A 25,002-nucleotide genomic window follows, 5' to 3' on the forward strand; every position below is an offset into this window, starting at 1 on the left:
CTACAGCGCTTTGAATTCCCGTTGAATGGTCAAAGTTTTAATGCAATTGGTATTACCTCAGCGAGTACCTTTTTAGCTTATACAGTCCCAGTTTTAAAACAAAAAAAGCTGCGACACCTTAGGTGTAACAGCTTTTATAAAGCATGGATTAGTTTAAAGTTAATCTTTTCCTAAACCATACTTTCGCATCTTTTCAACCAACGTAGTACGGCGAATACCAAGCATTTCTGCGGCACGAGCAACAACGTTATCTTGTTGGTCTAATGCTTGCCTAATCATGTCGATTTCGAGTTCTGCCAGCAGATCTTTCAAGTTAACACCTTCAGGCGGAAGCTCACTTGGGAAGCGAGACTCTGGGATATCAATCGGTTCTTCATTATTAAAGATAGAAGCCAAAGCATCACGCTCTAATTGCTCTTCACTGATCTCAACGCAATATTCAGGCACATCAATATGACGATACTTAATTGGTAAATCATTAACGTCTACCAATCCACCAGGATACAAAATAGTTAAACGTTCGACTAGATTGGATAGCTCGCGAACATTACCAGACCAAGCATGCTCTTTTAGCGACTCTACCGCTCTTTGCGTAAAGCGAACACGTCCGCGCCCTTCGTTATAGACACGACTAACAAGTTCTTGCAGCAGCAGTGGAATATCTTCTTTGCGTTCACACAAAGCAGGCATTTCAATTGGAAATACATTCAAGCGATAGTAGAGGTCTTCTCTAAAGTCGCCCTCTTCAATCATGATTTCAAGGTTGCGATGGGTTGCAGCAACCACGCGAACGTCTGCAGCAATAGACTTACTGCCACCAACACGTTCAAACATGCGCTCTTGTAACACGCGTAACAGCTTGACCTGCATTTGCAGTGGCATATCTCCAATTTCATCAAGAAACAGCGTGCCTTTTTCAGCGAGCTCGAAGCGACCTTTACGAGCACTTATCGCGCCAGTGAAAGAGCCCTTTTCATGGCCAAATAGTTCACTTTCGAGTAACTCAGGCGGAATAGCACCACAGTTAACCGGAATAAACGGGCCGTCACGACGTTCTGAAATATAGTGGATATTGCGGGCAACCACCTCTTTACCAGTACCTGACTGACCCAGTACTAATACTGTGGCATCGGAGCTGGCAACCTGACTAATGAGGTGACGCACGTTGGCTACACCTTCACTGCGCCCCACAAGACTGCGAAACAGTTTCGTTTGATTGGCACTAGTAGGCACGTCAGCTCGTTTCACTTGGCCATAAACCTGACAGAAGTGAAGAAGCTCAGTGAGCTGCGGATAATTAAGTGGTTCTTCGATACAGCCAAGTATATTAGACGCTTTAACGTCTGCTACTTCTCCTAACAGCAAAAACGGCTGCCATGGAAGCGCTCCAGCCAAAGACTGGATAAGTTCTTTAGATTGATTTTCAGCAGGTAAAACAATCGCACGAAAGCGCGTCTGTTTAGTATGCAACTCTAGTTTATCGAAACCGATCAACTCGACTTGCTCACCTAAAAATTCAAATACACAAGACAAGCGATTAATTCGCTCTGACTGGTTACCGACAAGTAGAATTCGTTGATCTGTTTGCATCATTCCGAAGGCCGTTAGGCTTATATGTATCAGCGCATTAATTATTAGTGTTGGTTGCTTATTTCAAGCCAGTAGCTTCTGTCAAAGAAACCTTATCAAATTCACTACCAGATTGAATAGTGTATTATCGGCTCGCCATTAGCAAGCCTCTGATGAATATTATGAGAAACCGAAACGTTTTTGCTTAAAAACCCACCAACCACCAACCTTGCAATGCCAAGTTATTGACGAGCGTCAAAAAGGAGTGCGCCAACACTCCTTTCTAACTTCTTTAACAAAAGCGCTCTGATTAGCTTTCAGACGATAGTTCATGAAGCTCAGTCGGAATTGCATCCCAAGCTTCTTTGATAACACGCAAAATATCTGTTGCATCATCAATTGCTTGAACATCATTATTAATATTTGCATCAGAGATTTTTTGCAGCATAAAGTCATACAGTGAACTCAAATTACTCGCTACGTCTCCTTCAGCATCCATGTTAAGACTGCTATTGAGTCCAGCAACAATGCTAACAGCTTTGCCTAAACTCACACCTTTAAGCTCTAGGTTATTCTGTTCAATAGCATAACGCCCTTGTGCTAAACGCTCCAAGGCACCAGAGAACATCATTTGAATCACTTTATGGGGTGATGCAACAGCAATACTGCTATCAAGAGAAACTTTACGATATGATTGAAGCGAACCTCTCATAAATACCTACCTATTTGAATCTATTGTTTTATATAAATTAGTTTGGCGTTTACCTTTACGTATTCCGCGTAATAAGGCTTCGCGATCAGCTAATACTTTTTTGGCTCGATGTTCAAACTTTGTTGTCTTATCTGCCTGTGATTGTAGGTAGATTCGATCTTCAAATTGACTATCGGTCACTAGCTGACCAATCAAAATTTGACGCGCACTAATCACTTCTTGCAATTTAAGTACCAGAGTGTCAGTTTCGCCTTGTTCAAATTGAATTTTCTCTAGCTTATCCAGCAAGCCTGTCATTACAGAGTCAATAGTCGCTAACTGCTCAACGATATCAGTCGTGGGGATAATTGGTGTATTCATAAGGTGTTCACTTCAATAGATTATAGTAATGACTACTGGCTTTAATACTTAATTGGAGTTCTGGCAAAGTATTGCGTATGCTAACCACTTTCATTTGTAAGTATTATTACACTGACCTATGCTCGTCTCTGCCACCTCTGTTAGACATACTATTACCATTTATAAACAGCAACAATTAAACTCCTTCATAACTGTTAACTCACGGCTATTTTTGTGGAACTACACCTGGAAGAGATGCTAAACGGCTTGATAAGTCCGCAGATTGTGCACTCAAATTTGCAACGACCAAATCCATAGCATTAAACTGTTTTAATAGTCTAGCCTCATAAGAAACCATTTTACGAGTCAGCTGTTCACGACTATCGGTTATACGAGAGATCTGATTATTTAAGGTGTCATCACGGCTATCGATCGTACCGCCCGACTGCACATAAGTTTCAATTAAGCCGTCAAGTCGAGCAGCCAGCCCCGTATCTTCGGTGCTAAACATATCTTTGATTTGCGTCATGTCATTCTCAAGTGCACCTTCGAGAATTTTTTCGTCGATTTCTAATGTCCCTTGCTGAGTGGTCTTTACACCAATATTGGCCAGCATGGTCGCACCATCCTCAGAGTCAAAACTACTTGATAGTACTCCGCGAAGCTGGCTCTGAATACTGCGGATCATAGAGTCTCCCTGCAGTACACCCGCTACTTTAGTTTCAGCATTATAGCCAGATAAGCTCGAGACTGTTTCCATCAAAGCGTTATAAGATTCCACAAAACCTTCGATACTTTTTTCTACCGTATCGGAGTCAGCGGAGACAGTTAATTGCGTGCTTTTGCTTAAATCCGCATCAGATAACGTTATGCTTACACCTGTGATCACGTTTTCAACGTCATTACTGCTAGAAGTTACTTTTAACCCGTCCACATAAAGCACCGCATCTTTCGCCGCGCTTAACTCGGTCATGGTAAATGTATCTGTCAATCCGGTGCCACCATCAGTATCTGTAGCAGTGACAGTGATCTGTTTGTCCGTACCCGTTTTATCTGACGTCATTACTAATTGCGGACCGTTATCACCATTGATAATGGTTGCTGTGACGCCAACATTATCTTCCGCATCGTTGATTTTCTCCATCACAGTTTCAAGCGAATCTCCAGCCTCTACCGCAACGGTAAAATCGCTGCCGTCAATTGCAATGGCCAAGGAGCCTTCACCAATAGCGGCGGTTGCATCTGCAACAGGTATAGAGCCAAGTTTTTGACTTGTTGCTAGTTGCTCTACCTCAACTTTGTAACTTCCTGCAACAGCGTTTGCATCAGCTTTAGCACTAATGAAACTACTATTCGAAACTTGTACCTTTCGCGCAATAAAGGTTTCTGGGTCAGTTAATTTCTCCAAGCTATCTTGGAAATCAGTTAATGCACTTTTCAAGGAGCCCATAGCTGATATTTTTGTATTCAACTTGCCTTCATCAGCGTCAAATTGAGCTACTTTGGGCGCACTCTCGGCTTGCACTAAAGCCGATACAATGCCATTAATGTCCATTCCAGAACCGATACCAACGGATGTTAAACCCATAATAACCTCAATACTTCAATGCTAAAAAAACCAATACTGCAGACCTGAATGAACAGAACTTACCTTTACCACAAAATGCCAGCTTATACTTCAGTAGACATTAATAGGCCATCCATCTCAGCCATTTTCTCATGCAATTTAACTGCCAACTCTAACGCTTCTTCATTTGGGATCTGCCTAATGAGTTCACCAGTGTCAATATCTAACACACTCACCACCTGAGTACCCAGTGAATCATCCACTTTAAAAGTAAGCCCTTTACGCAACATCGCCATCATATCAGAAAGTTTTGCCGTTACCTCCTCCATCTCCTCTGGCGTTCTAGCTTCCTTCTCCTCTTGCAACTCTTCTTTAACTTGCTCCTCTATTGATTGCTGCTGCACATTAACCGTACTACCGCCTTGCAGTTTATTGACTGTTTCAGTGCTAGCTAACACATTATTCCCTTCTGACTTTTCATTTACATTAAGGCTCTGCACCTTTGGTGTATCTATCCCTGCCGGAGTAACAGAGTTGCTGGTTACATTAAGTTCCATTATCACCACTCCTGTTTTTATTATCTATTGATAGCGCTGCTATTATCACGATTAAATAATGCTAAAGCTCTAGCTAAAGCCAATAAACTTTAACAATATCATCAGGAATACTTTGACCTAAACTGGCATTAACAAATAAAAACAACAAAGGGAGAACCGTTACCGGCTCTCCCTTTTATCAAAAAGCTAAATGATATCAGCTCTTTTTATCAACATAAGGCCAAACCTTACTTCGTCGCAGTTAAAGCTTACAGTAGTGACAATGCAGCTTGTGGCAACTGGTTAGCTTGTGCAAGCATAGCCGAAGACGTTTGCGATAGAATCTGTTGCTTAGTTAGCTCAGCAGTTTCTTTCGCAAAGTCAACATCTTGAATACGGCTACGTGCATCAGACACGTTAGACTGTACGTTACTCAAGTTGTTGATGGTAAAGTTCATACGGTTTTGCACCGCACCTAAGTCAGCACGTTGAGAATCGATACCTGCGATAGCCGCATCAATGACCGCAATTGCACTTTGTGCGCCATCTGCAGTAGTAATGTCCAACTTATCAACACTTTCTAGAGTAGAAGCAACTGTCGTACCGACCACATCAGCAACAGTGGCTGCATCACCCGTTATAGCAATGCTATCTTTTGATGTCAGCTCAAGTGCAGCTGTTTTACGCTGACCAGCGACAAGAGCAGCTGTTCCATCGAGCTCGGCGGTGTTTGTCGCGCCACCACCAACCATTGCTATTTCATCTACGTTCTTAGCAGTAATGGTGACGGTTCCGTTGTCGTTTGATGCTTCAAAACCATCAGCCTTCAATGCTTCAACTAGCTTATCTTCATTATCAACGTAATCAGCCATTGCGTAGGTTTTTGAGCCTACTGTTAAGTCTGCATCTACTGTAGCACCAGTTAACTTACCAACGGTAGCGGTAACAGAGGTTTCCGCTTTAACGCCGTTATCTAGCCCATTAATTTGTGCAGCAAGCTCTGTTGATGTTGCATCAGCACCAACAGTAATAGCCCCGCCGTTAACCTTGATATCACCAGTAGCAACACCTGTTGCTGCACCAGCAACAGCAGTCGTTGCCGCTCCACCAAGAGCGATACCAGTGCCGGCGCCGTTCAGCTGGTTCTGACCTAGAGCTGATGCACTCGTATCAGTGAGTGACACTGATATTGTTTCATTGGCATTTGAACCGACCTGAAAATCCTGCGTACCATAAGTGCCATCCAGCAGTTTCTGGCCACCAAATGATGTTGTTTCAGCGATACGCGTTAATTCACTGTTTAATGAATTAATCTCTTTTTGCATCGCATCTCGGTCATCGGCAGAGTTTGAACCGTTAGCTGATTGCAGTGATAAATCACGCATACGCTGCAAGATGTTAGTCGATTCTTGCATTGAACCTTCAGCAGTTTGTGCGATAGAGATACCGTCGTTAGCATTACGCATTGCCACACCAATACCATTAATTTGACTGGTCATACGGTTAGAAATCTGCAGACCCGCAGCATCATCTTTTGCACTGTTAATGCGCAGACCAGATGCCAAACGCTCCATCGACGTCTTTTGATTGCTCGTAGCGCTATTTAAGTTATTTTGCGCTTTCATTGAGGTGACGTTCGTATTTACTGAAATAGCCATTATTAATTCCCTCTTACCTTGCTTTAGACTGTACTAATCAACAGTACTTATATTAGTGCCTGTCTTTCTAAAGCCAGGCGAATCATGTTGGTTACAGTATATTTAACGGCACGTTCTTTTTAAGCTTTAGTATTTATTTTACATTTTCACCAAATAATTTTAAAACCCATTAAAAACAGCAGCTTACAAGGTTAAAGTTTTAACGATCAATATCAAATACAATATGTAACTCAATAAGTTAACAGCAATATCCCTCACACTTTTCTTGATTCTGACTTAGGAAGTGTGACTAGCTCTGACGATCATGGAAAAGTGGTACGAGGTAATGGAGGATATCAATGAAATGGGGTATACGTTTTCTAGGTTGTTCAAAATTGAGGTTGGAGTTTTTTTAAAAACAAAAGCTTCGATATAACAACCGAAGCTTTTGTATCGTCAATCAAATTGGCACTAATACCAACCTATAAGATTACTTGCTTAGTTCTAGCCTAATAATGACAGTGCGGCTTGTGGCAATTGGTTAGCCTGTGCAAGCATTGCTGAAGATGTTTGCGATAGAATCTGTTGCTTAGTTAGCTCAGCGGTTTCTTTAGCAAAGTCGACATCTTGAATACGGCTACGTGCATCAGATACGTTTGATTGTACGTTACTTAAGTTGTTGATGGTAAAGTTCATACGGTTTTGCACCGCACCTAAGTCAGCACGCTGTGAATCGATACCAGCGATAGCCGCATCGATTACCGCAATCGCGTTTTGCGCACCTTCCGCGTCTGAAATATCCACACCATCCACACTCAGAAGTGTAGAACCTACAGTAGTCCCGACCACATCAGCAACAGTGGCTGCATCACCCGTTATAGCAATGCTATCTTTTGATGTCAGCTCAAGCGCAGCTGTTTTACGTTGACCAGCTACAACAGCAGCTGTTCCATCGAGCTCAGCAGTGTTTGTCGCGCCACCACCAACCATTGCTATTTCATCTACGTTCTTAGCAGTAATAGTTACGGTTCCATTGTCGTTTGATGCTTCAAAACCATCAGCCTTCAATGCTTCAACTAGCTTATCTTCATTATCAACGTAATCAGCCATTGCGTAGGTTTTTGAGCCTACTGTTAAATCTGCATCTACTGTAGCACCAGTTAACTTACCAACTGTAGCGGTAACAGAGGTTTCCGCTTTAACGCCGTTATCTAGCCCATTAATTTGTGCTGCAAGCTCTGTTGATGTTGCGTCAGCACCAACAGTAATAGCCCCGCCGTTAACCTTGATATCACCAGTAGCAACACCTGTTGCTGCACCAGCAACAGCAGTCGTTGCCGCTCCACCAAGAGCAATACCAGTGCCTCCGCCAACTAATTTGTTTTGACCAATAGCAGAAGCGCTTGTATCCATCAACGACACTGAAATTGTTTCATTGGCATTTGAACCAACCTGAAAGTCCTGCGTACCGTAGCTTCCATCAAGTAATTTCTGGCCACCAAATGATGTTGTTTCAGAGATACGTGTCAACTCCGCTTGTAGTGACGACATCTCTTTTTGCATTGCATCGCGATCATCCGAAGAGTTTGAGCCGTTAGCTGATTGCAGTGATAAGTCACGCATACGTTGCAAGATGTTGGTTGATTCTTGCATCGCGCCTTCTGCGGTTTGCGCAATAGAGATACCGTCATTGGCGTTACGCATGGCGACACCGATACCGTTGATCTGACTAGTCATACGATTAGAAATTTGCAGACCCGCAGCATCATCTTTGGCGCTGTTAATGCGCAGACCTGAAGACAAGCGCTCCATAGAAGTTTGCTGATTAGAGCTCGCCTTGTTCATGTTGGCTTGGGCTTTCATTGATGTGACATTAGTATTAACGCTAATAGCCATGGTGTAATCCTCTTCTTAGTTGGTTTGCCAAGATTGGTTACTTGGCTAAAATTGTTAATATTTCAATTATCAAACTGAATCTGTATCACTTTTGCCGCTGATTACGGCAAAGTGTTTTTTATTTGACTCGTCTACCGTGTAGTCAACTTCATGCTTTAACGAATATTAACAAACACTTAACTGTCAATTTTTTATCTTATTAGTTGTATCTAAATATCTCAGGTTTATTAATGCTTTTTTTGTGCCAACATTTAAACCAAATCAAAAATATTCAATATTTTGTTTACCTATTACTTACAAGCCGCATCACTCAGTGCGTAATAAACTGCGAGCTTTTATAAATAATCAAAAAGTGACATGGAACCGACTTTACTAAACACGCTAGATACCGCGTTAAGCGACATCTGCTGCTTTTCGAATTCAGTTATCGCTTCTGCGTAATCTAAATCTTCAAGCAGTGATAGTGCAGACTGGTTTACCAACTGCTCGTCTTTGTGTGTACTAGTGTAGTTTTCTAGACTCTTTAAACTATTACCCGCCACACTGCGGCTGGTTGCCATCTGCTCTTGACCACTACTTACGTTATTCAATAACTGTGCCATTTCCGCTTGGCCTTGCGGAGAATTTAATTTACTACCATCTTCAAGCAGTGCTATCGCGCTATTTAAGGTATCGAATATATTTGAGTTTTGCTCCGGTGCTAACTCAAAAGTATCCCCAGCTTCCGGCGTGCCTTTCAGTTGTAATTCAATGCCATCTACCGTTATAGGTTGAGTAGCATCAAAATTTGGGATTGTAGTTACAGTGCCCGTAGAATCTGTCACATTGACATCAAGCCCTCCTGCTCCATTGTCAACGAAGTCAAAGGTATAGTTACCAGCAACCGGCAATGTTGCGTCGGTAATGTTTGCGCTTTCAACGCTAAATTTGCCTTGTTGAGTTGACGAATAATTGACGCTGTAGTCGCCAATCGCGTTAGCAGCATTCATAAAGACACTGTCGCCAGGAATATTACTGCCTACAGTAACCCCCGATGCCACCACGGAATCTCTAATGCCTGAGTCGCCGCTATAGACAACCTTGCCATTGTTATCAAAAGCAAAGGGTTCTGAGTTAGTTTTAAAACCTGCAAACAAACTATTGCCCGATTCATCTTTACTATTGGCAATAGATAGCAGCTCTTCTAAACTGCCACGCATCTCATCGGCAATTGTTTGCCGATCGGCATCAGTGAGCGTGCCGTTTACTGAACGCAGCATCTGCTCACGCATGCTCTCAACAACATTTTCAGCATTGCCAATTTTACTTTCACTGACCGCTAAGCGATTTGAAGCGTAATCAATGTTCTTTAAAAACTGATCAACCACCGCTCCCTGCTGTTTAAGATTATCGATGCCTATCGCGGCAACGGGATCATCCCCTGCTGTGTTGACCTTTTTCCCGGTGGCTAACTGCTCCATGATTTTGCTAGTCGCAGACTGGCTTTTCATCACGTTAGTCGTGGTTTGGTTAAACATTTGCGCCGTTGAGATTCTCATGCTGTTTTCCTTTCTCTACTGTCTAATACCGAATTAGCGTAATGAGCTAAACAAGGTATTAAATATTTCCGTCGCGGTGGTCATGATCCGCGCCGACGCTTGATAAGATTGCTGAAAGCGCATCAAATTTGCCGCTTCTTCATCAAGGTTAACGCCCGACACACTTTGCACTCGGGTATAGGCCTGATTGTAAATTGCACCTGCTGAGCCCACTGCAATTTCAGCTGACTTAGTTTTGCCGCCAATATCGAGTTTGGTATTTTCAAATACGTCAGTCAGAGTAGTACTTCCGCCATTCATGATTTTACTTTCGCTGAGCTTTGCCATATTGACTAAGTTGCTGTTGTCACCTTCGGCAAACGACAGGTCAAAAGTAAACTGTTCTTTGGTGGTTGCGGTGGAATCTACTTCAAAAGTGAAACCGTTAGCAGTTATGCTTGGTGGCGTATATGGCGCGGCAGGGCCTAAAGATGTGCCTTGAGCATCGAACACTTCAAAAGTGGGTGGCACGGCCGATGGGTCGATTTCGAAGGTTAGCTCGGCACCAGTGGTTGGAAAGCCTGCAGCATTACGATTGTCGATGCTGACAAGATTGATGTTGGTGTTACCCGAATTTGCCGCATCCGCGGTAATTTTCGGCGCAGCGGCGGCAATGCATTTGCCGTCAGTCATGGTCACAGATAATGCCGTAGCCGCACTCGATGTTGGGCGGATCTCAAACTTATCACCTGAAGCCATCGCGCCACTTGCGATATCGATACTAAATCCGTTTGCGCCTTCAAGTGTCGTGCCGTTTAGCGTTAACGGCGTCACATTGCCGCTTTGAGCATCTTTTAGCTCATAGGTCGATGGCGCGGTAAAGCTAAGTTCATAACTGTTTCCAGTAAGTGCACCAACATCATCAATATTGACGGCTAGATTAGCATTACCAGTATTGGTTGATAATGCACCAACTCTGCCTAATTGCATTGAAGGATCATTAATATCAGTAAAAATATTGCTGCCCACTTCACCGTTAAGATCAAAACCTTGGGCTTGCGCTTGGTTAAATGCATCTGCAACGCCTAAAGCAAACTGACCAAGCTCAAGCTGCGCTGGCATCAAAGTATCATCTCGATAGTTAACCAGCGCGCCGAGCTGTCCACCAATTTTAGAAGCATCGACCACTAAGCTCTTACTTCCTGATGAAGCCGTTATTTGCAATTCATTGGCATGAGGATCGCCAGGCTTAGTACCAACTTGCATTGATAATTCACCGGAGACCAACATGATTGAGCCTCCCAGCATGACACTTTTAGCGCCAGAATCGAGCGGCACAACATTAACTTCAGCATATTCGCTAAGCTCTAAGATCAATGCATCTTGCTTATCCAGCAACTGCATATCTTGCCCTTGAGACTTCATTAGCTCACGGTTGATATTGCCAAGTTCGTTACTTATTTCATTGATTCTATCGGTGACAGCGGAGATCTGGTCATTGGTTTGGTTCATCTGACCATCTAGATGCTGCTGCATTTGGTTGACATTGTTCGCCAATTGGTTGGCATTGGTCAGCAATGAATCTCGCAAGCCTAAATCATCAGGAATATCAGATAAACTGTTTATGCCAGCAAAAAATTCGTTCAACGATGCTGGTACCGCAGAGCCTATTTGTGAAAATAGTTGATCGAGTTCTGACATCTTGCTGTAGCTAGTTTGTGCTTCGCTGGCCGCTGTCGCACCTATGCGTAATTCACGCGCCGCATAATCGTTATAGACTCGCTTAACATCTGATACGTAAGTACCTGCGCCATAAAACTCATTTCCCATACGCTGAGATTCTAAGCTCGATTGCGACGCAACCTGACGGTTGTAGCCTTCGGTATTGGCGTTGGCAATATTATTACTGGTAATAGCCAGTTGCGATTGTGACGCTAGCACTCCAGTGCGAGCAATACTAAGCAAGTCCATTGACATTATTGACAACTCCCCATTACAAACGGCTCTGCGAATTGATTAATCATTGCTTCACCCCTTGTAAAACATCTTTAAAATCTCGTGTGATTGTTTTCATGACCTGCATGACTTTATCTGCATACTTTGGGTCAGTTGCGTAACCAGCATCTTGCAAAGACTGCACAAATGCCGCCGGGTTAGCCGCTTTTTTCATCGCATCTTGGTAGCGTTCACTGTTAGAAACAAATGAAACAAAGTCATTAAAGCTCTGCCCGATATCCTCATAAACGCGAAAATCTGCTTTTTGCTTAACCGCCACGCCTTGCTCATACTCCAGAGTACTGACTTGCGCTTTGTCACCTTGCCAGCGGCTATCTGCTTTAATATTGAATAGGTTATTGCTTTGCTGACCAGCCGCACCTTTTACCATTTTTTGACCCCAACCGGTTTCTAGCGCCGATTGCGCAATGAGCACTTCAGGTGTGGTTCCCAACTCTTGCGCCGCTTTTTCAGCGTGTGGGTAAAGACGGCTAACAAATTCGTCTTGGCTGGTAAAATCAGCTTGAGATTTATCGGCACTTAATGCCGCCGACGGCAAGACTTTGCCACTTAATAAGGCATCTAAGGTTTGTGGTGCCAAGGCTGTATTAGCGGTTGAGTTTGTCAAAGTGTCAACGGGCGCAGCACTCATACTTCTTGTGGCTGGCATTTGCATCGCATGTGGGTTATCAAGCGTAAAAGCATTAGATTTAGCAGAGCTGTTACTGTCGCCTCTTAATACGGACGCTGGCGTCATAGGACTGTTAGCAGGGTCGAGTTGTTGCACCATTAAATCAGCTAAACCCAGCATGCCTTCACCAGACAGGTTGAGCGACATCTGTTGATCGTGCATCTGCTCGTAAAACTTGGTGTACTGGCTATTCATTGGGCTGTCGGATTCGAACACAGCGTTAGCATCTCGCATACTGGTCATCAGCATCTGTACGAAAATACCTTCAAACTGTTGTGCCACTTCTTTTAGTGCACTGTTCTCGCCATTCCGGGCTTTGGATCTGAGTGAGTCCAACCCTCCCAGATCCAAAAATTGCGATGCATTCGACAGCTTATCCATGACTACTTCCCACTCAAACCGACAATTTTTAGATTATTATCAGTTCTCCATGCAAAGCCCCTGCCATCTTTAACGCTTCCAGTATTGCTAACACATCTGATGGCGCAGCTCCTACTAGGTTAACCGCCCGTACTAGCTCGTCTAGCGTGGTGCCAGGATTAAACATAAACATGCGGCTATCGTCTTCAGCAACATCAATAGTGCTATCGGTAGTGACGACGGTTTGACCACCTGCAAACGGATTGGGCTGCGAAACCTGCGTAGCTTCAGCAATTGTTACCGTTAGACCACCGTGGGTAACAGCAGCTGGCAATAATTTGACGTCTTGACCAACAACAATGGTGCCAGTGCGTGAGTTAACAATCACCTTTGCCGATTCAGCGGCAGGTTCAACTTCAATGTTTTCTAGCGTTGCAAGAAAAGAGACCCGTTGTGAAACATCACGGGGAGCGCTTACCTGCACTGATGCGGCATCAAGTGGCCGCGCCATCCCAGGACCTAATAGGTCATTAATTGCATCTGATAATCTTTTTGCCGTTGAAAAATCAGCCCGACGTAAATTGAAAGTCAGATAGTCACCGGTTGAAAATGGCGTCGCTACCGTGCGCTCAATAATCGCGCCATTTGGAATACGACCTACCGTTGGGGTATTTTGAATGACTTTAGAGCCATCTTGCCCTTCTGCGCTAAAACCACTCACCACCATGCTGCCTTGAGCAATCGCATAAACATTGCCGTCAACACCTTTAAGGAAAGTTTGTAGCAGCATGCCGCCACGTAAGCTCTTAGCTTCACCCAAACTTGAAACCGAAACATCTAGTGTTTGACCGGGTTTAATAAACGGCGGCATATTGGCACTCACAGCAACAACCGCGACATTCTTAATTTTAGGCCTGAAATTATCTGGCAGATTAATGCCGAAGTTCTTCAGCATCGTTTTGAAGGTTTGCTCGGTATAACGGGTTTTTTCACCTGTTCCGGGTAAACCAACTACTAAGCCATAACCTATCAATTGGTTACTTCGCACCCCTTGAACATTGGCAATGTCCTTGATGCGCTGTGCATGTACAGGCGATGCAATCACTAAAATTACACACAGTAATGCCAGTTTAAGTTTCATCATGAAAAGTCCTTAGCTCAGTTAACTCGCTTAAAATTGCTCAACAGCTGCCCTACTCGGCGGTGAAGTACTACAATCCGCGCAGTACGTTAATACTTATTGTTAGAAAATCTAAAACGGCCACCAGCTGCCCATAAAGAATGAGCTTAGCCAACCGACTTTTTGAACCTCTGCAAAGGTTCCAGTGCCACTATATTGAATACGTGCATTAGCAACACGAGGAGAGTCAATGGTGTTATCTGGGCGAATATCTTGAGCTCGCACAATACCGGTAATACGCACAAATTCGTCACCGTTGTTGATACTTATCCATTTCTCGCCGCGAATAACCAAGTTGCCATTATTGAGCACCTGCATCACGTTGGCAGAGATACTGCCCGACAAGCTATTGCTTTGGTCGGCGTCAGACTCGCGCTTGGTGTTCATGCTGTCTTTGTAACGCAGGTCGATAGGGTTGCCACCAATAGTGACATTTCCACCACCAGCATAAATGGGGTCAAGTGACAGGTCGGTGCCTTTTTTAATTTCGTTATTGGCGCTCTTTTTAGCTTGCGTTGACTCCATCAGCATAACAGTAATAATATCGCCTACTTTCAATGCCTTAATATCTGAGTAAAGGCTAGAGGCTTGGCTGTCTTGATACATTGAACCTGTCGCTGCTATTTTCGTTGGCGGCGCTTCTGGGTAAACAGGCGCGTAATAAGGATCGTCTGCAATTGGCTTCTCATTGGTTGAACTACAACCTGAAAGCGCAGCAATAACGAGTAAAATCCAATAACGATTCATAAATAGTCTCTTAATATTACGGGCAAATCGAATGCCAAAACCTGTGAAAAAATGCGAATACTGCACTAATGCTATAAATTCTGATTCACATACGACAGCATCTGATCGACTGCTGAAATAACCTTTGAATTCATCTCGTAAATGCGTTGGCTTTCAATCAAGTTAACCAGCTCTTCGGTAACATTTACATTCGAGGTTTCAAGTGCCCCTTGGCGAATTGCGCCCATGCCGTCAAGTGATGCAGTGCCTTGTATAGGCGTGCCACTTGCGCCCGTTTCCATATAGAGGTTTTGCCCCATTGGATCTAGACCTGCTGGGTTAATAAAGTCTGACATCGCTAACTGTCCAACCACTTGGTTTTCAGCATTACCCGGTGTTTTAACTGACACCTCACCCTCTGCAGACACAGTAATACTGGTGGCATCATCTGGAATCGTGATGGCTGGTTGCACTACGTAGCCAGAACCTGGGGTCACAATTTGGCCGGTATCATCAAGGCTAAACTGACCAGTACGAGTATATGCAGCGGTGCCATCTGGCATTTGCACTTCAAAAAAGCCTGGACCTTCAACCATCAAATCAAGCGAATTGTCAGTGGTTAGCATGTTGCCTTGAGTAAAGACTTTTTGCGTTGCAACCACTTGAGTACCCGCGCCAATATTCAAACCGTTTGGCAGCTTGGTATTTGATGCACTCACCCCACCCGCTTGGTTAACGTTTTGATAGAGGAGATCTTCAAATACTGCACGGCTCTTTTTAAAGCCAACAGTGCTGGCGTTAGCCACATTATTTGAAATAACAGAAATATCAGTCTGCTGAGCGTCTAAACCAGTCTTACTTATCCATAAAGCGGGATGCATATTCTATCTCCTAGCTAATGCGCATTAATGAAGCAGATGCTTTATCTGTTTCTTCAGCTGTTTTCATCATTTTGACTTGCATCTCAAACTGACGTTGTATGTCAATCATCGATACCATCTCGTGTACAGCATTAACGTTACTGCCTTCAACGGCCCCACTCAGTAGACCAACGGAAAGGTCAGCTGGTGCGGGTTCACCCGACATTTGACGAAACAGTCCATCTTTGCCGCGCATTAAGTTTTCATTACCTGGGTTGACCAATTTAATACGGCCAACCTCTTCAATTACCTCAGCGGTTGCCCCTGTTGGACGAACAGAGATAATGCCATCTTGAGATATTTCAATTTTTTCGATTGGAAGCGGCAACACAATAGGTCCATTGTCACCCATTAATGGGGTACCTTTATCGTTACGCAATACGCCTGTAGTATCGAAACTCAAGCTACCTGAACGGGTATAAGCTTCGCCGCCATCATCGGCTTGCACTGCAATCCAACCATCGCCCTTTACGGCAATATCTAAATCTCGACCCGTGGTCTTTATCGGACCATTGGTAAAGTCAGCTGACGGGCTCTCTGTCATAGCAAATACACGTGTTGGCAATCCTTCACCGAAGGCTTGCATTGAACGCGCTTGTGCGAGATCAGCTTTAAATCCATCAGTATTTGCGTTTGCCAAATTGTTGGCGCTAATGGCCAACGAATTCATATTCTGCTTTGCGCCGCTCATAGCGACATAGAGTAACTTGTCCACGTAATGCTCCGTCAAACTTCCGTCTAACGTATTAATTAGCAAGCATCGTGCCAGAAATTGGATTTACAAATTAAGTATAGAAAGAAGGGTTTACGAATAGAGCAGTGAACGATGAGAAGAGAGAGGAAACACGTTGCCGCTGCGGCAACGTGTTTTACTCTACCGCCGCTAAAGCGGCTAGAGGTTTGATAAATTAACGGATCTGCAATACCGTTTGTTGCAACGTATTATTGACTTCCAGTGTACGAGAGTTAGCTTGGAAGTTACGTTGCGCCGAGATCAAATCAACAAGTTCAGTGGTTAAGTCCACGTTTGATTGTTCAAGTGCCGATGAACGAATACTACCAAAGGTACCACTGTTAGCTTCACCTGCTAATGCAGGACCCGAATCAAGGCTCGCTTTCCATGAGGTGTTACCTGCTTGTGATAACCCCTGCTCATTAGCAAAACGAACCAATGCTACGCGCGCTAATGGCACGGTAGAACCGTTACTGTAACTGGCGTTAATCAGGCCATCAGCGCCCACTTCAACGTTAGTTAATCGCCCGACGGTAGTACCATCTTGGGTCAATTCAGTGACTTCAAAAGGTGAGGCATATTGCGTCGGGTTATTAAAGTTCAAGGTCAAGGTTTGCGAACCATCAGCGCCAGGACCTAGAACATTGGCGCCGCCTACCCCTAGCTGCTCAGTTTGAATTGTCGCTGGGTTACTGCCAGTGTATGCACCCGTATCATTAAATGAAACTGCAGCACCTTTCCAACCACCAGCAGTTTCAGCATTTTTGGTGCCATCGACCAAACCATCACCGCTCGTATCAACATCATAGGTTCCGGCTGCAGGGTCAACATTAACTTTTTTACCGTCAACAGCGTAGAACGCAACCCAGTTACTCTCACCAGTATGCGCAGCATTAGGAGGGCGAACAAAGTAAGTCGTCATCACATGCGGCTCACCAAGCGAGTCGTACATGGTTACTGATGTTGAGTTATTGAATGTATCTGGGTCATCGGGATCGAAATTAGCTGGGTCAAAGGTTTTATCGCCCGCATTAAGGTTCATCTGCAAACCAATATTATCCGTTTTAACCGGACTACCTGCAGTATCAGGAATTTGTACTGGTTGAGTCGTTGTCAAACTGACAGAGGTTGAGTTGCCATCTTTATCAACCGGGAAGGTTTGTAGGAAATTACCTGCTGAGTCGACCATATAATTGTTCGAGTCAAACTTGAATGCGCCTGCACGGGTAAATGAGTGGTCTTGAGAACCGACTTCAGAAGAGGTCACAAAGAAGCCACCACCGTTAATCGCCATATCAAGCGAGTTATTGGTAAACTGTAAACTACCTTGATGGAACTGCTGCGCCACTTGGCTGGTTGCCACACCACCACCAACGGTTGTTTTACTATTGGCGAAAATAGAGCTGGCGTAAACATCGGCAAATTCAGCACGAGATTCTTTAAAGCCAGTAGTGTTTACGTTAGCGATATTGTTTGCCGTTGTATTTAGATCTTTTTGCGCAGACGATATACCGCTCAAAGCAATGTTAAATGACATAGTTCACCTCAATCCTTGTTCAATTCGTTTTAGCAGAGGCTAAACTCGCCGCTACTATTAATATCTGTCAGACGTTTACGATTCTGATACCGCTAATACATCACTAATCTTAATGCCACCCACACCACGTAAGTTCAAAATGGCACCCGTTGCAGCAGTACCTAATGATACGCTGGTCACATGTGCGTAGGTTGAAACGGGGAGCTCTTCACTTTTACCGTCAACGTTACCCGTTACTTTAAGGGTATAGCTGCCTTCTGCCACCGGTTCACCATTTTTCCCCATACCATCCCAGGTGATATCGACGTTACCGCCGGCACTACCATCAACGGTAAAGGTTGAAATAAGTTGGCCAGTTTCATCTTCGACGCGAACCGTTAGGTCCTTAATCGTCTCTGGAGTACTAACAATGGCTTTAATGTTGGGTTCATCAGCAGACACATAGCCTGTGTCTGATGGGATAAGCACTTTTTGACCTACAAGTCCCGACGCCTGCAGCGCTTGGCTCGAGGTAGTTAATGCATTGAGGTTAACAATCTCTTCGTTAAGTTTACTGATCCCGTCAACGGTTGAGAATGATGCCATTTGCTGGATCATTTGGTCATTATCGACCGGTTTAAACGGATCTTGCATCGACAACTGTTGACTCAATAACGAGAAGAAATCTTCTTGAGATAGCTCCTGACTATTAGGCTCAGGTATTGAGTTTTCTGCCGGCAAACGAAGGCTATCTAAAAACGGGTTACCGGTTGTAGATGTCTGCTCTGTCGACGCGCTACTTTGGGTCGTCGCTTGCGATGCTTGCGGCGTAACAGCTCCTGCCTGTTGTGGCTGAGCCGTTGCCGATTGCGTGTTATTGAGCGGATTAATCAGGCTCAAAATTTACCTCCAGCTTTCACTGAGTTACTTGCCAATTCTAAGAGTTTGCTGAAGCATCGATTTCGCTGCATCAGTAACCTGTACATTCATTTGATATGAGCGAGAGGCTGAGATCATGTTAGCCATCTCCTCCATCACGTTGACATTGGGCTTATAGATAAAGCCGTCAGTGTCTGCCATTGGATGACCGGGAGAAAACTCTTTATTTAAAGGTAAGTCACTTTCAACAATACCTTTAACTGCCACAGACTGTGATGCACTTTGATGCTGTTGTGCTTTGCTCATTTCGGCTTCAAAAATAGGATGACGAGCGCGGTAAGTTTCGCCAGCACTGCTCGATACGGCATCGGCATTAGCAATATTACTGGCTGTGGTATTTAGCCTGACTGATTGCGCAGACATACCTGAACCTGCGACGTTAAATATATTAAATAAACTCATAATTAATCGCCTCTAATTGCTTTTTTCATGCCAGAGAACTTACCGTCAAGAAAACCGAGGGACATCTGATACTCAAGTGCATTTTGCATGAATGCTGATTGCTCTTGTTGGATATCAACGGTATTGCCATCACCCGTATCGGGTTGATTAGGTACACGGTAAGCGACGTTTTGCTGAGTTAACGCTGCCATATCAAAATGTTTACCATCGCTCTTAGCCATTGCTAAGCCCGATTGACGTGACTGCGCAGAATTCATCGCTTTGGCAAAATCCACATCACGTGCTTTATAGTTTGGTGTGTCGGCATTGGCAATATTTGAAGATAGGACCTCTGCACGTTGGGAGCGTACGCCCAAAGTGTATTGATGAACTCCTAATGCTTTATCAAAACTAATCGCCATAAAATTGCCTCCTCAGCTCAGTGTCTGAAATAAAGCAATTGGTGTGCCAAAATAGTTAAAACAAGTAAAAATAGAGGTATATCTACGATACAGCGATGTCAAAAGGAAGGTTTTACAAGATAAGGGGGTGTCAAAATTGCGTTAAACGCCGTTGAAACACCCTAAATACGATAACTTAACTGCGCTTTTGGTAATAGATCCCTGGATTACAGCGGATCATGTCAAACTCTTCAGATAACCCAGCAATAGACTCCGAGGCGCCTAGAAATAGAATGCCATTTGGGTTCAATGCGGCAGCAAATTGCCGCAGTATTTTCCGCTTTGCCTCTGGCGAAAAGTAGATCAGCACATTGCGGCAAAAAATGATGTCAAACTTGCCCAGTAAGGTATAACTTTCAAGCAAGTTGTGCGCTCTAAAGTTAACCAACTGCTTTACATTATTCTTAATCGCCATGTTGCCTGAAGGCAAAGTATCAAAGAACTGACGTTTCCTTTCCTCTGACAAGCCTCGCCCTAACGCTAAGTTATCATATTCCGCTTTTTTACAGCGTTCTAACATGGATGGAGACAGATCTGTCGCAAGAATGCTTGCACCGCTAGGCAATTTGCCAGGGCGACGTTGCTGATGCTCTAGAATGGTCATACTTAACGAGTACGGCTCCTGCCCCGAAGAACATGCCGCCGACCAAATTTTAATAGGCCGACCCAGTCGACTGTAGTTTGGCAGTAAAGTATTTGCTAATAACTCAAAGGGGTAACGGTCGCGAAACCATAAGGTTTCATTGGTGGTCATCGCATCAATCACTTCAGTACGAAGTTGACGCTCAGTCGGTTTCATCGAATGCTTTACCACATCCGACAAAGAGGGCAAATTATATTTGCCCATTAGTGGTGCCAATCGGCTACGCACTAAATATTGCTTGTTCTCTCCAAGCACAATACCGCTATGCTGCTCTAGAAATAGCCTGAATTGATGGTACTCGTTTTCAGCAAGTGATTTATTCGGCACTCTAGTATCCTAAATATCTATAAAACAAAGCCGCGCAGTAGCTGCAGCTTAACAACAATCGCAGGTTTATACATTAGCCCCCAAGGAAACACAAGCAGGAGTTGGCTCCCTTGGGGCTACGAAACGTTGTAATAGTGCGGATTATAAGCTTAAGTGCTTGTTTACAGCCGCTGCTAGTTCATCTGGATTAAATTTCGCGATAAAATCATTGGCGCCTACTTTCTGAACCATCGCTTGGTTGAACACGCCACTAAGCGAAGTATGCAGCACGACTTTGATGTTTCTCAATTTAGGGTCATCACGTATTTCAGCCGTCAATGTGTAACCATCCATCTCTGGCATCTCAATATCTGAAATGATCAACGGGATCTCTGTTGAAACATCATCTAACTCTGCCGCTATTTCACGTAACTTATCTAATGCCTCTTTACCATCTTTAGCGGTGTCGATTTGCAAGTCTAACGAGCTTAACGCACGAATGATCTGCTTACGGGCAACCGATGAGTCATCTATCACCATGATGTGATGGTGCAGATCTCTATCAATGGTCAGCTTATCATCAAGCTCTTTACTGATATTGGTATTAACGGGTGAGATTTCGTCCAAGATCTTCTCAACATCTAAGATCTCTACTAATTCATTTTCTATCTCGGTGACTGCTGTGAGGTAAGAACCGCGGCCAGCGCCTTGAGGTGGCGGCATAATAGCTTCCCAGTTCATATTGATAATACGCTCAACAGAACTCACCAGGAAGCCTTGTACACTGCGGTTGTACTCAGAGATGATAATGAAACAGTTTTCGATGTTCTCAATTGGGCGACCACCTGTGGCAGCGCTTAAATCGATCACTGAAATTGTCATACCACGTACATGAGCAATACCACGTACGTTTGAATTGAGCCTAGGTAAACTGGTTAATGGAGGGCATTGCAGCACCTCTTTTACCTTAAATACGTTAATGCCGAATCGTTGACGTCCATTAAGTTTAAATAACAACAACTCTAGTCGGTTCTGCCCAACCAATTGCGTTCGCTTATTTACTGATTCAAGAATGTTCGACATGAAAATTTGCCTTGTACTTATTTTTATCGATTAAATCTAAAAGATTCAATTTAGTTGAGTGACCACTTATTACGTTGATTTAGCGCATCGATGCTGCCGATACTGATCAATATAATTAACACCTACATTTAGGCATGCTACTTGCTTAGCTTGTATTATCTGATTTTAGCGTTGCGATTTTAGTCAACTTTATGACACCCGACGATTTAATGAGTTCGCTACAGAAATTCTAAAATAACACGACTTAGGTGCATTCTAGCGAATCAAGCTGGTGTATTCATTATGAAAATAATTTTTTGGCTCTTTTTAACCGTATTATTTGTACCCATCGCCGCTATTGCAAATACAGATCAACTTGCTAGCGTACCATCTATATCGACCATTTCACGATTAGCTATAGCCGCAGTTGAAGAAAAAATCGAAGCCCCTGATAAAGCTAAGATAAATATCACTCCTCAGAGCCTCGATAGTCGTGTCAGCTTACCGAGCTGCTACTTGCCGATTAAAGCTGAAATTGCCAGTGACCGAGCTATCAGGCGTAACAACACGATAAAGATCAGTTGCGACAGCCCAGATTTAAGTTACCCGTGGCAAATATTTTTATCGGTGAGAGTTGATATTCTTTACCCGGTGGTGGTGGCTAAATCTACCTTAGGTCCAGGCGACCTGCTATCAAGCAGTGATGTAGAGATCGACTATGTAGAGCAAACCACACTTCGTGGTCAACAATTTGACCAAGTCGATCAAGTGGTAGGTGCACGATTGAAGCGTCGTGTCGCGCCCCAGCAACCTATTTTCAATAATCACCTTTGCATTGTTTGTAAGGGAGATACTGTTTCCATATTCGCCCGCTCAGAAAACTTTGAGATTAAGACTGTTGGCGAAGCCCTACACGATGGAAATCTGGGCGACAAAATCCGTATCAAAAACACTCATTCGCAAAAAACATTGAATGCTAAAGTCACTGCTGTTGGCCAAGTTGAAGTAAGAATGTAAAATAATACTCAAGTTAACCGTTATCACGCCGATAGCATGTGTAAGAAAGTCTCTTTATTCAATGTTGGATACCAAAATGGCTATGGATATTAAACAAGTAAATAGCGCTGCAACATCGCGTATAAACAGCAGCAATGCGGGTAAAGGCTCTGCAGCACAAAGTGCGCCAGCAGCCCCTGCACAAACTGCTGTAACACAAAAAGCCGACTCTGTGTCAATTACGCCACAGGCTCAACAATTGCAAAACGTACAGACAAAGATGGCTGATATGCCTGATATAGACCAAAAGAAAGTTGACGAAATTAAAGCTGCTATCGCTGAGGGTCGTTACAAAATCGATCCAGATAAACTTGCAACTAATATCGCAAACTTTGAGAATGATCTGAGCGATTTAAACTAAATGTCGCCGCTAAACGCGGATTAAGGCAAAACAGATAAGGCCATTATGACTAATTTATCTCATCTTTTAAGCTCACAACATACCGTGTTGACTGAGCTTAAAGCCGTTATCAGTCAAGAAAAGCAAGCACTGCAATCGCAAGATGCAGACAGTTTGTTAGCGCTTGCGAGCACAAAAGCAACCTTACTTGATAACTTAAAACATAACGATGAGATGATAGCCGCACAGCCTGATAAAAGTATATTAGAGACCGATGCCACTTTATCTCAGCAAGTTAGCCAAGCAAAGGAGTTGCTCGCTGAGTGCCAACAACTCAACGCTGAGAACGAGTCTTTAATCGAATTGAGCTTAGCCAGCTTAAATCGCTTTTCTCAAGCACTGCAGGTCAGTAGAAGCTCCACTAGCCTCACCTATGATGGTAAAGGCCGCACCTCAAGCATCTCCAGCTTAGGTAACAATTTAAAAGCTTAAACACCTAAAGTATCAAAAGAAAAAGCGAAGCTAAGTGCTTCGCTTTTTTGGGTCTTTAGCTTGTAAGCCTAATGCTAACGGTGCGATATTGAGCAACATAGAACCAGTTTCTAATATCCCCTCACAATATTTTCCACCTAATCTCTTAAAAATACGTGATCTCTTTAACCCGTTGTGAACGATTTTGTTGTTGATACAGTGCCCACACCTGCTCAAAGTCAAGTTCAAGCTCAGTAACATAATGCTCACCAGCGGGATATACCTTAACCACTCGTGCACCTCGGATCACTCCTGAAACTGACGCTTTAATCTCGTCGTTGGTTAACATCCAATCACGTACCTGGCTCGATGCCGCTAAATGCTGGCCATAAACTTGCTCTGCAAGTTCACGGTAAGCGGCAATCTTAGAAGCCTGCATCGCCATTAATACCCGCTGCGCGGGATCATCCGACGGTTGGCTGTCTAATGTCGCATAGCCTATCGCAGTTAACGTCGGAAAAGACGTTGGTGCTTCAGTTTCATATTGCACATAACGGTCTTGCGCTGAACACCCCGCTAATAAGGCGGTAAGTGTTAGCGTTGCAGAGAGTAAAATGGCTTTCATCTACTTAGCTCCTCCAAGCATGACCGCATTCTGCCCGGTCGTATCAGAGCGATACAATAAGCCATTTTCTGACACGACTTTCTCTGAAGGGGTTAACATATCCGGCATAGCAGTAATTGGCACAAAGCTTTGAGCCACAGATACCACTCGGTTATTACTGACATCTACAATACGGCTATAAACAACCACCCCCTCTTTGCTCGGGCTCATTGTCGATACAACCACATGCCTGACATCAATATCGGTGGGCAATTGCTGCCAATCACGAGTAAGAATGAAGTCACCCCCCTCGGTAACTCGCAGTGTTTCCGCTACGTTCATGTCTACCAAATTAAACTGGTGATCATGTAATGCCGTAATCAGCCCCTGCTGGTATTGCAACCCGAGTTCATTAGTACTCTGCAGATCATTTAACATTACCGGTGTTGCCACGAGTAAAGGCTGAGTTGATTTTAAGCTGTCATTTTGCCTGACTAACTCATTAACCATCTGTTGTGCCAGGTGGTTAATTGATGACAAATGTGGCAAACCTTTGCCGCTCGCAAGCGTTTGCTCTTGTGGCGTCTCAGTCGCCGTCATCGCACAGCCATAAAGCATCAACAGTGATAGTAAGATTATTGTCTTATACATCATGATATTCCTTTCTTTCAAAACTCATATTGGCTCAAAAGAATATGATTCTCTAATGCTGTTATCGGCGTAAAGCTGAAGAACTTTACGGCTAAATGTATTGTTGCAGACGAATACCAATCAGGATAAGAAGTTGATCTACTCAGAGCCGCTAAACTCTCGCTGAGCGATCAAATCTTTATACTGATTGGTAT

The 25,002-nt window shown here is 43.9% G+C and carries 25 protein-coding genes; 3 read left to right on the forward strand and 22 right to left on the reverse strand.

What is annotated here, in order from left to right:
- Positions 1-159 precede the first annotated feature (159 nt).
- From AB4238_RS10505 to AB4238_RS10600, 20 genes are all read right to left on the reverse strand, one after another.
- The gene (locus AB4238_RS10505; protein WP_372033411.1) at positions 160-1,593 is read right to left on the reverse strand and encodes a sigma-54 dependent transcriptional regulator; all 1,434 of its coding nucleotides are present in this window, start codon (positions 1,591-1,593) and stop codon (positions 160-162) included.
- 286 nt (positions 1,594-1,879) lie between these two features.
- Positions 1,880-2,281, reverse strand: coding sequence for a flagellar export chaperone FliS (gene fliS, locus AB4238_RS10510; protein ID WP_220737920.1), 402 nt, complete (start codon positions 2,279-2,281; stop codon positions 1,880-1,882).
- 6 nt (positions 2,282-2,287) lie between these two features.
- Positions 2,288-2,641 (reverse strand): flagella biosynthesis chaperone for FliD, FliT, encoded by a 354-nt coding sequence (locus AB4238_RS10515; RefSeq protein ID WP_372033412.1) that lies wholly within the window; start codon positions 2,639-2,641, stop codon positions 2,288-2,290.
- A gap of 205 nt (positions 2,642-2,846) precedes the next feature.
- On the reverse strand, positions 2,847-4,208 hold the full coding sequence (gene fliD, locus AB4238_RS10520; RefSeq protein WP_372033413.1) for a flagellar filament capping protein FliD: 1,362 nt from the start codon (positions 4,206-4,208) through the stop codon (positions 2,847-2,849).
- Positions 4,209-4,291: 83 nt separating this feature from the next.
- Positions 4,292-4,744 (reverse strand): flagellar protein FlaG, encoded by a 453-nt coding sequence (locus AB4238_RS10525; protein WP_372033414.1) that lies wholly within the window; start codon positions 4,742-4,744, stop codon positions 4,292-4,294.
- A gap of 248 nt (positions 4,745-4,992) precedes the next feature.
- Positions 4,993-6,381 carry a flagellin gene (locus AB4238_RS10530; RefSeq protein ID WP_372033415.1) on the reverse strand — a complete coding sequence of 463 codons (1,389 nt, stop codon included), beginning with the start codon at positions 6,379-6,381 and terminating at the stop codon, positions 4,993-4,995.
- Positions 6,382-6,864: 483 nt separating this feature from the next.
- The gene (locus tag AB4238_RS10535) at positions 6,865-8,256 is read right to left on the reverse strand and encodes a flagellin (RefSeq protein ID WP_372033416.1); all 1,392 of its coding nucleotides are present in this window, start codon (positions 8,254-8,256) and stop codon (positions 6,865-6,867) included.
- Between the two features lie 335 nt (positions 8,257-8,591).
- The gene (gene flgL / locus AB4238_RS10540) at positions 8,592-9,794 is read right to left on the reverse strand and encodes a flagellar hook-associated protein FlgL (RefSeq protein ID WP_372033417.1); all 1,203 of its coding nucleotides are present in this window, start codon (positions 9,792-9,794) and stop codon (positions 8,592-8,594) included.
- Positions 9,795-9,827: 33 nt separating this feature from the next.
- A complete protein-coding gene (gene flgK / locus AB4238_RS10545; protein WP_372033418.1) occupies positions 9,828-11,750 on the reverse strand; it encodes a flagellar hook-associated protein FlgK in 1,923 nt (640 codons plus the stop codon).
- 43 nt (positions 11,751-11,793) lie between these two features.
- Complete coding sequence (gene flgJ / locus AB4238_RS10550) at positions 11,794-12,840, reverse strand: flagellar assembly peptidoglycan hydrolase FlgJ (protein ID WP_372033419.1); 1,047 nt, start codon at positions 12,838-12,840, stop codon at positions 11,794-11,796.
- A gap of 28 nt (positions 12,841-12,868) precedes the next feature.
- The gene (locus tag AB4238_RS10555; protein WP_371994114.1) at positions 12,869-13,960 is read right to left on the reverse strand and encodes a flagellar basal body P-ring protein FlgI; all 1,092 of its coding nucleotides are present in this window, start codon (positions 13,958-13,960) and stop codon (positions 12,869-12,871) included.
- A 111-nt stretch (positions 13,961-14,071) separates the two neighbouring features.
- Positions 14,072-14,746, reverse strand: a complete 675-nt coding sequence (gene flgH, locus AB4238_RS10560; RefSeq protein WP_248974153.1) for a flagellar basal body L-ring protein FlgH — start codon at positions 14,744-14,746, stop codon at positions 14,072-14,074.
- A 71-nt stretch (positions 14,747-14,817) separates the two neighbouring features.
- Positions 14,818-15,606, reverse strand: a complete 789-nt coding sequence (flgG, locus tag AB4238_RS10565) for a flagellar basal-body rod protein FlgG (RefSeq protein WP_020911666.1) — start codon at positions 15,604-15,606, stop codon at positions 14,818-14,820.
- A 10-nt stretch (positions 15,607-15,616) separates the two neighbouring features.
- A complete protein-coding gene (gene flgF / locus AB4238_RS10570; RefSeq protein ID WP_020911665.1) occupies positions 15,617-16,360 on the reverse strand; it encodes a flagellar basal-body rod protein FlgF in 744 nt (247 codons plus the stop codon).
- A gap of 193 nt (positions 16,361-16,553) precedes the next feature.
- A complete protein-coding gene (gene flgE / locus AB4238_RS10575; RefSeq protein ID WP_372033420.1) occupies positions 16,554-17,915 on the reverse strand; it encodes a flagellar hook protein FlgE in 1,362 nt (453 codons plus the stop codon).
- Positions 17,916-17,990: 75 nt separating this feature from the next.
- On the reverse strand, positions 17,991-18,794 hold the full coding sequence (gene flgD, locus AB4238_RS10580) for a flagellar hook assembly protein FlgD (RefSeq protein ID WP_372033421.1): 804 nt from the start codon (positions 18,792-18,794) through the stop codon (positions 17,991-17,993).
- Between the two features lie 24 nt (positions 18,795-18,818).
- Positions 18,819-19,235 (reverse strand): flagellar basal body rod protein FlgC, encoded by a 417-nt coding sequence (flgC, locus tag AB4238_RS10585; RefSeq protein ID WP_020911662.1) that lies wholly within the window; start codon positions 19,233-19,235, stop codon positions 18,819-18,821.
- Positions 19,236-19,237: 2 nt separating this feature from the next.
- Positions 19,238-19,636 (reverse strand): flagellar basal body rod protein FlgB, encoded by a 399-nt coding sequence (gene flgB, locus AB4238_RS10590; RefSeq protein ID WP_020911661.1) that lies wholly within the window; start codon positions 19,634-19,636, stop codon positions 19,238-19,240.
- A gap of 175 nt (positions 19,637-19,811) precedes the next feature.
- On the reverse strand, positions 19,812-20,645 hold the full coding sequence (locus AB4238_RS10595) for a protein-glutamate O-methyltransferase CheR (RefSeq protein ID WP_371994049.1): 834 nt from the start codon (positions 20,643-20,645) through the stop codon (positions 19,812-19,814).
- A 141-nt stretch (positions 20,646-20,786) separates the two neighbouring features.
- Entirely contained in the window at positions 20,787-21,707 is a 921-nt protein-coding gene (locus AB4238_RS10600) for a chemotaxis protein CheV (protein WP_371994047.1), read from the reverse strand.
- A 282-nt stretch (positions 21,708-21,989) separates the two neighbouring features.
- On the opposite strand from AB4238_RS10600, the gene flgA reads away from it, so the two are divergent.
- The 3 genes from flgA to AB4238_RS10615 all read left to right on the forward strand — a co-directional run bounded on the left by flgA (position 21,990) and on the right by AB4238_RS10615 (position 23,574).
- On the forward strand, positions 21,990-22,703 hold the full coding sequence (gene flgA, locus AB4238_RS10605) for a flagellar basal body P-ring formation chaperone FlgA (RefSeq protein ID WP_372033422.1): 714 nt from the start codon (positions 21,990-21,992) through the stop codon (positions 22,701-22,703).
- A 76-nt stretch (positions 22,704-22,779) separates the two neighbouring features.
- Positions 22,780-23,103 (forward strand): flagellar biosynthesis anti-sigma factor FlgM, encoded by a 324-nt coding sequence (gene flgM, locus AB4238_RS10610; protein WP_372033423.1) that lies wholly within the window; start codon positions 22,780-22,782, stop codon positions 23,101-23,103.
- Between the two features lie 45 nt (positions 23,104-23,148).
- Complete coding sequence (locus AB4238_RS10615; protein ID WP_372033424.1) at positions 23,149-23,574, forward strand: flagella synthesis protein FlgN; 426 nt, start codon at positions 23,149-23,151, stop codon at positions 23,572-23,574.
- Between the two features lie 145 nt (positions 23,575-23,719).
- Here the strand turns inward: AB4238_RS10615 and AB4238_RS10620 are convergent, their stop codons facing one another.
- Together AB4238_RS10620 and AB4238_RS10625 are read right to left on the reverse strand one after the other, a co-directional pair.
- Positions 23,720-24,178, reverse strand: a complete 459-nt coding sequence (locus AB4238_RS10620; RefSeq protein WP_372033425.1) for an LPP20 family lipoprotein — start codon at positions 24,176-24,178, stop codon at positions 23,720-23,722.
- On the reverse strand, positions 24,179-24,811 hold the full coding sequence (locus AB4238_RS10625) for a FlgO family outer membrane protein (protein ID WP_372033426.1): 633 nt from the start codon (positions 24,809-24,811) through the stop codon (positions 24,179-24,181).
- Positions 24,812-25,002: the final 191 nt, after the last annotated feature.

Source organism: Shewanella sp. 10N.286.45.A1 (genome assembly GCF_041470405.1).
In the GTDB taxonomy this organism is placed as follows: Bacteria; Pseudomonadota; Gammaproteobacteria; order Enterobacterales; family Shewanellaceae; genus Shewanella.